This is a genomic window from Falsiroseomonas sp. E2-1-a20 (assembly GCF_051433195.1).
Classification (GTDB): domain Bacteria; phylum Pseudomonadota; class Alphaproteobacteria; order Acetobacterales; family Acetobacteraceae; genus Falsiroseomonas.
This window is the reverse complement of record NZ_JBHMFT010000108.1, coordinates 1-4,293: the sequence shown is the minus strand read 5'-3', so window position 1 is coordinate 4,293 and position 4,293 is coordinate 1. Positions and strand designations below refer to the sequence as shown.

6 protein-coding genes are annotated in these 4,293 nt (G+C 63.8%); 2 read left to right on the top strand and 4 right to left on the bottom strand.

The annotated features are described in order from the left end of the window. Positions 1–236 precede the first annotated feature (236 nt). On the top strand, positions 237–551 hold the full coding sequence (locus ACFHPP_RS30540) for a hypothetical protein (protein ID WP_437166999.1): 315 nt from the start codon (positions 237–239) through the stop codon (positions 549–551). 238 nt (positions 552–789) lie between these two features. On the opposite strand, the gene ACFHPP_RS30535 is transcribed toward ACFHPP_RS30540, so the two are convergent. The 3 genes from ACFHPP_RS30535 to ACFHPP_RS30525 all read right to left on the bottom strand — a co-directional run bounded on the left by ACFHPP_RS30535 (position 790) and on the right by ACFHPP_RS30525 (position 1,794). Further along, positions 790–1,107, bottom strand: coding sequence for a hypothetical protein (locus ACFHPP_RS30535; RefSeq protein WP_437166998.1), 318 nt, complete (start codon positions 1,105–1,107; stop codon positions 790–792). Between the two features lie 243 nt (positions 1,108–1,350). Beyond that, positions 1,351–1,533 carry a hypothetical protein gene (locus tag ACFHPP_RS30530; RefSeq protein ID WP_437166997.1) on the bottom strand — a complete coding sequence of 61 codons (183 nt, stop codon included), beginning with the start codon at positions 1,531–1,533 and terminating at the stop codon, positions 1,351–1,353. Positions 1,534–1,659: 126 nt separating this feature from the next. Next, the gene (locus tag ACFHPP_RS30525; protein ID WP_437166996.1) at positions 1,660–1,794 is read right to left on the bottom strand and encodes a hypothetical protein; all 135 of its coding nucleotides are present in this window, start codon (positions 1,792–1,794) and stop codon (positions 1,660–1,662) included. 270 nt (positions 1,795–2,064) lie between these two features. Between ACFHPP_RS30525 and ACFHPP_RS30520 the strand changes: the two genes are divergently transcribed. Beyond that, positions 2,065–3,198 (top strand): OmpA family protein, encoded by a 1,134-nt coding sequence (locus ACFHPP_RS30520; RefSeq protein WP_437166995.1) that lies wholly within the window; start codon positions 2,065–2,067, stop codon positions 3,196–3,198. A 149-nt stretch (positions 3,199–3,347) separates the two neighbouring features. On the opposite strand, the gene ACFHPP_RS30515 is transcribed toward ACFHPP_RS30520, so the two are convergent. After that, entirely contained in the window at positions 3,348–3,896 is a 549-nt protein-coding gene (locus ACFHPP_RS30515) for a PEP-CTERM sorting domain-containing protein (RefSeq protein ID WP_437166994.1), read from the bottom strand. Between the last annotated feature and the right edge of the window lie 397 nt (positions 3,897–4,293).

The window sequence follows — 4,293 nt, the reverse complement described above, 5'->3', positions numbered from 1 at the left end:
TAGTGGCACGACGTGGCCAGTTGATGCCGCATCTGGCGGATGCCCACCTGCTGGCACTCCTGGCGGACGCGGGAGGTCGAGGGCGAGCATCTGGCGGAGTCCATCGCGGAAGACGACGAGAGGGCCGAGGGTTGGCAGGGCATTGCCGCCAAGGCGGCCCGGCTGTGCCTGGCCGAACTTGCGCTTTATAGTAATTTATTTAAATCTATAGGCAAATTCGTCTTCAGGATGCTGCCATGCCCAACTGTGCCATTAAGACCGAATTGGTCGCCGTTCGGCAGGCCATCGCTGACGCTGAGGCGAGGCTGGTTCGCCAGACAAACATGCTTCAGGTAAGAAGTGTAAGACTTCGCCCGGAAGACGATCCGCTCGCGGCGTGGGTGCTGTCACATATCCATGCTTCGATAGCCCTGTTCCAGGTCCATCTGGCCATTTTGGAAAGCCACCGCGACGACCTAGACGGTCCAAGGGCGACGCCATCTTCAGGCGCGCAGCAAGTCGATGTGTCCGAGTGCAGCCCGACGTTTTTTGCAGCGAGCAACTCCGGATAGGCAGGCTGAACCATGCCAGCACCTCGCGACGCTCACAGCCGTCGGCGCCGTCCTCCGGCTGCGACGCAGGCAACATGCTCGCCGCCAGCCGGCGCTATAGAGCCGTCCCCAATGCGCCGCAGCAGCGTACCCAACATGGCTGGCCACCCTTGGAACCTGCGCGGGTAGCTTATCCGTCCAGCCTGCGGCTGCCAGTGAAAACCTGGCCAGCACGGAACGAACGCTTAGTCTGCGCGCCTCAGCTTCCCGGCTCCTCAGCGTCGCCGATCATGATCCACCACATGACTTCGATCACGGCGGTTGCCGAAACTGCGACTAGCCCGAACAGGACAGCGATGATCGCATGATCCCAATGCGTGGCTTCATAGACGGCCACGCCGCGCGCGAGACCAACAAACCACAGGACCTCCAGAACATACGCGGCCGCGGCGGCAGCCAAACCAGGCAACAGCCCAAAAACCGCTCCGGCCAAAGCCAAAGCAGGGAGGAAGAACTCGAAGCTGCCGGTTGGATGATGGCAGCCGGCGATAACCCGCAGGACGAAGACGGCGAGCACCAAAGCGATCGGTGGCAGGATGCGGAGCCAAATCGGCCTACGACGCTGCGCCTCGACCCACTGAACGATGCGCTGCAGACGGCCTATCGATGGGGCCGCATCCCTCTTCCTGCGCAACGACGGCTATCCTTGTGGCATCAAAACAAAACACCCGACGCTCCGCCAGGAAGCCTTGGCCGATACCGTCTTTTTGGCCGAGGTGGATGGTCCTGTCGACTACACGAACTGGAGGGGAGGAGTTCGTCAGTCGGCGCTTCCCATCAAGTGGCGCTGGCGTATCCGTACCCTGATGACAGGCGCACCCCTGAGCTGCTCATCGTCGCCACCCTGCCGATAGGTGGTCAGCACGACGTCCAGATCCTGTTCGGCCGCGGTGCGGATAGCCTTATTGAAGGCGCGGGCGGCGGTCTGCAGCAAGGCGTCCACGGCATCGACTTCCGGATCTGACATGATGGGTGCGCTGCACTATGGGAGTGGTGGGTACCTCTTTAGTACAAATTATACTTAAGATGAAGATAATTGATTCTAAAAGACCGTTGATGAAGTCGGTGTTCAGCTGAGAGGGTCCGGCTCGAAGCTGACGGCGATGGCAGTGGTCTGATCGCCGGCGGCGATAATCAGCAGCATCATCGTGCAGCCGTTCGGCAGGATGAAGGCGGCGAGGCAGGCGGAGGGCCGCCACAGCATTCAGAGGCTCGCATGGGCAATGCCAGTTGCTGCATCGATATCGAACGCGATGCCAAGGCCGGTGTCGGTCCAACAAGTCGATGCCCAGGGACCCGAGGGTCGTCACGGCTCCGACGTCCGCGGGGTTGATGCTGACCAGCGATGTAAATTTACCACATGTGTACAATCGCTATCCCGAAGCGTCTCTTCTTCTTCCGAGCATGAAATTATTCAATAATATGAGGAAGTCGAAGTCGTCGACATGTTGTTTCGTCCGCTGGGAGTAGACCAATGAGCTTCAGGAAGACCCTTCTGGCCGCCCCGCTTCTGGCGGTGCCCCTGATGATGCCGGCGGCGAGCCAGGCGCAGCAGGTCAACGGCATCTACATCGGTGCCGGCGCCGGCGTGAACTGGCTGATGGACACCGACATCTCCGCCACCGGCCAGCTTGCGGACACGCTGCGCCTGCAGGGTCGCCCGACCGGCGGCGAAGTGTCCTTCGACATGGGCTGGGTCGGCGTCGTCAGCCTCGGCTACGGCTTCGGCAACGGCCTCCGCGCCGAGATCGAGGGCAGCTACCGCGAGAACGAGGTCGACAGCATCAGCGGCTTCGGCGGCACCAGCCGCGCCGCCGGCACCGCGCGCAGCTACGGCGTGATGGCCAATGCGCTTTATGACTTCGATGTCGGCGCCAACTTCGGCGGCTTCTCCTTCCTGCCGTATGTCGGCGTCGGTGCCGGCTACATCTGGCGTGAATTCGACGATGTCCGCGCCAACGTGCTCGGCGGCGCGGTGCGCACCGATGGCAGCGACGGCCGCTTCGCCTACCAGGCGATCGTCGGTGCCTCCGTGCCCCTGACGCAGTACGCGCCGGGCCTGGCCTTCACCGCGGAATACCGCTTCCTCGGCACGATGGAGCACGACATCAGCACCGACAGCGGCGGCGGAACCTTCTCCGTGGCGCGCGGCGGCACGAAGTCGGAGAACTACAACCACTCCATCCTGCTCGGTATCCGCTACGCCTTCGGCCAGACCCCGCCGCCGCCGGTGGCCGCGCCCATGCCGATGCCCGCCCCGGCCGCCGCCCCGGCGCCGGCCCGCACCTACCTGGTGTTCTTCGACTTCGATCGCGCCGACCTGACCGACCGTGCCCGCCAGATCATCGGCGATGCGGCGCAGAGCGCGACCGGCCAGGGCGTGACGCGCATCGAAGTGGCCGGCCACGCCGACCGCGCCGGTTCGCCGCAGTACAACCAGCGCCTGTCCGAGCGCCGCGCAGGTGCGGTGGCGGCGGAACTGGAGCGCCGCGGCATCCAGCGCAACCAGATCAGCGTGCAGGCCTTCGGCGAAAGCCGCCCGCTGGTCCCGACCGCCGACGGCGTGCGCGAGCCGCAGAACCGTCGCGTGGAAATCGTCCTGCGCTGAACCTTCGCCAGATCCCGGTCTGACGAAACCAGCGGCCGGGGGAGCAATCCCCCGGCCGTTTCTACGCCACCAACACGACCCTGAAATCAGTCAAGTTGGTCAGGCTGACCAAGGCAGACGAAGGGGCTGGGCGACAGCGCGGGCCCGGTTCAGGCCTTCTTGGCGCGCGCGCGGCGCACTAGGCCGAGGCCCAGGAGGCCAGCGCCGAACAGCGCCAGCGATGCCGGCTCTGGCACTGCGGTGACGGTGGCGGAGAAGGTCACCGTCTGCGGGATGCCGCCTTGCGTCGAGAAGGACAGGTTGCCCTGGGTCGGGTCATAGCCGGTCAGCGTGGCCGTGCCGGTGCCGAGGATGTTGATCGCGCCGGGGCTGCCGCCAACCATCACCGCATTGGCGCCCGGATCCAGCGTGAAGGTGCTGGTGATGCCGGCATTGCTGATGGAGAAGACCTGGCCCGAGGACACAGTCGGCGAAATGGTGATGGTGCTGAGGTTCACGCAGCCGAAGCAGGTGCCGAGGCTGCCGAAGTCACCGGTGCTGACGAGGAGGCTACCGGCGGAGGGGAAGGTGATCTGCGTCGGCGAGACATTGTTAGCGCCCGCGATGGAGAGGGTGCTGCCGGCTGCGATGGGGCCTGCCAGGGCCGGGGAGGCGGCGAGTGCAAGGGCTGCCACTGCGCCGAGTAGTGCCTTCTTCATTTGGTTCATCCGATCCAGGTCCGCCACGAGACCGGGCGGTGCTTCCTACCATGAGCAAGACCTGTGCCATATATTTAACTAATTGATATAAATATAGAAAACGGACCTCTCGTTTCGTTTACCGAGTGCAGTGTAAGGTCGTCCGACCGTCTTTGAAATGACTCGCTGCCTTTGACTAGGCGGAGAAGGGGCGCAGCGGAAGGCGAAGGGGACAGGCCTGCCGCCTCCCGCTGCCATCCAGAGCCGGCGACCTCGCGCCAGCCGGGGACATCCTCAACTTAGAGTAGGAGCTGTATAGAACCAATGTCACCTTTGGAACCGCGCGTTGCGGCCGGCGATGTATGCATGTCCTGAAGCACAAATTTTATCCTGAACTGGCCCTGGCACCCCCCGCCGA

Bases quoted from the DNA above. Each gene is read 5' to 3' on its own strand.
- ACFHPP_RS30540 (WP_437166999.1), top strand. From the start codon at position 237: ATGCCCAACTGTGCCATTAAGACCGAATTGGTCGCCGTTCGGCAGGCC.
- ACFHPP_RS30525 (WP_437166996.1), bottom strand. From the start codon at position 1,794: ATGCTGTGGCGGCCCTCCGCCTGCCTCGCCGCCTTCATCCTGCCGAAC.
- ACFHPP_RS30520 (WP_437166995.1), top strand. From the start codon at position 2,065: ATGAGCTTCAGGAAGACCCTTCTGGCCGCCCCGCTTCTGGCGGTGCCC.
- ACFHPP_RS30515 (WP_437166994.1), bottom strand. From the start codon at position 3,896: ATGAAGAAGGCACTACTCGGCGCAGTGGCAGCCCTTGCACTCGCCGCC.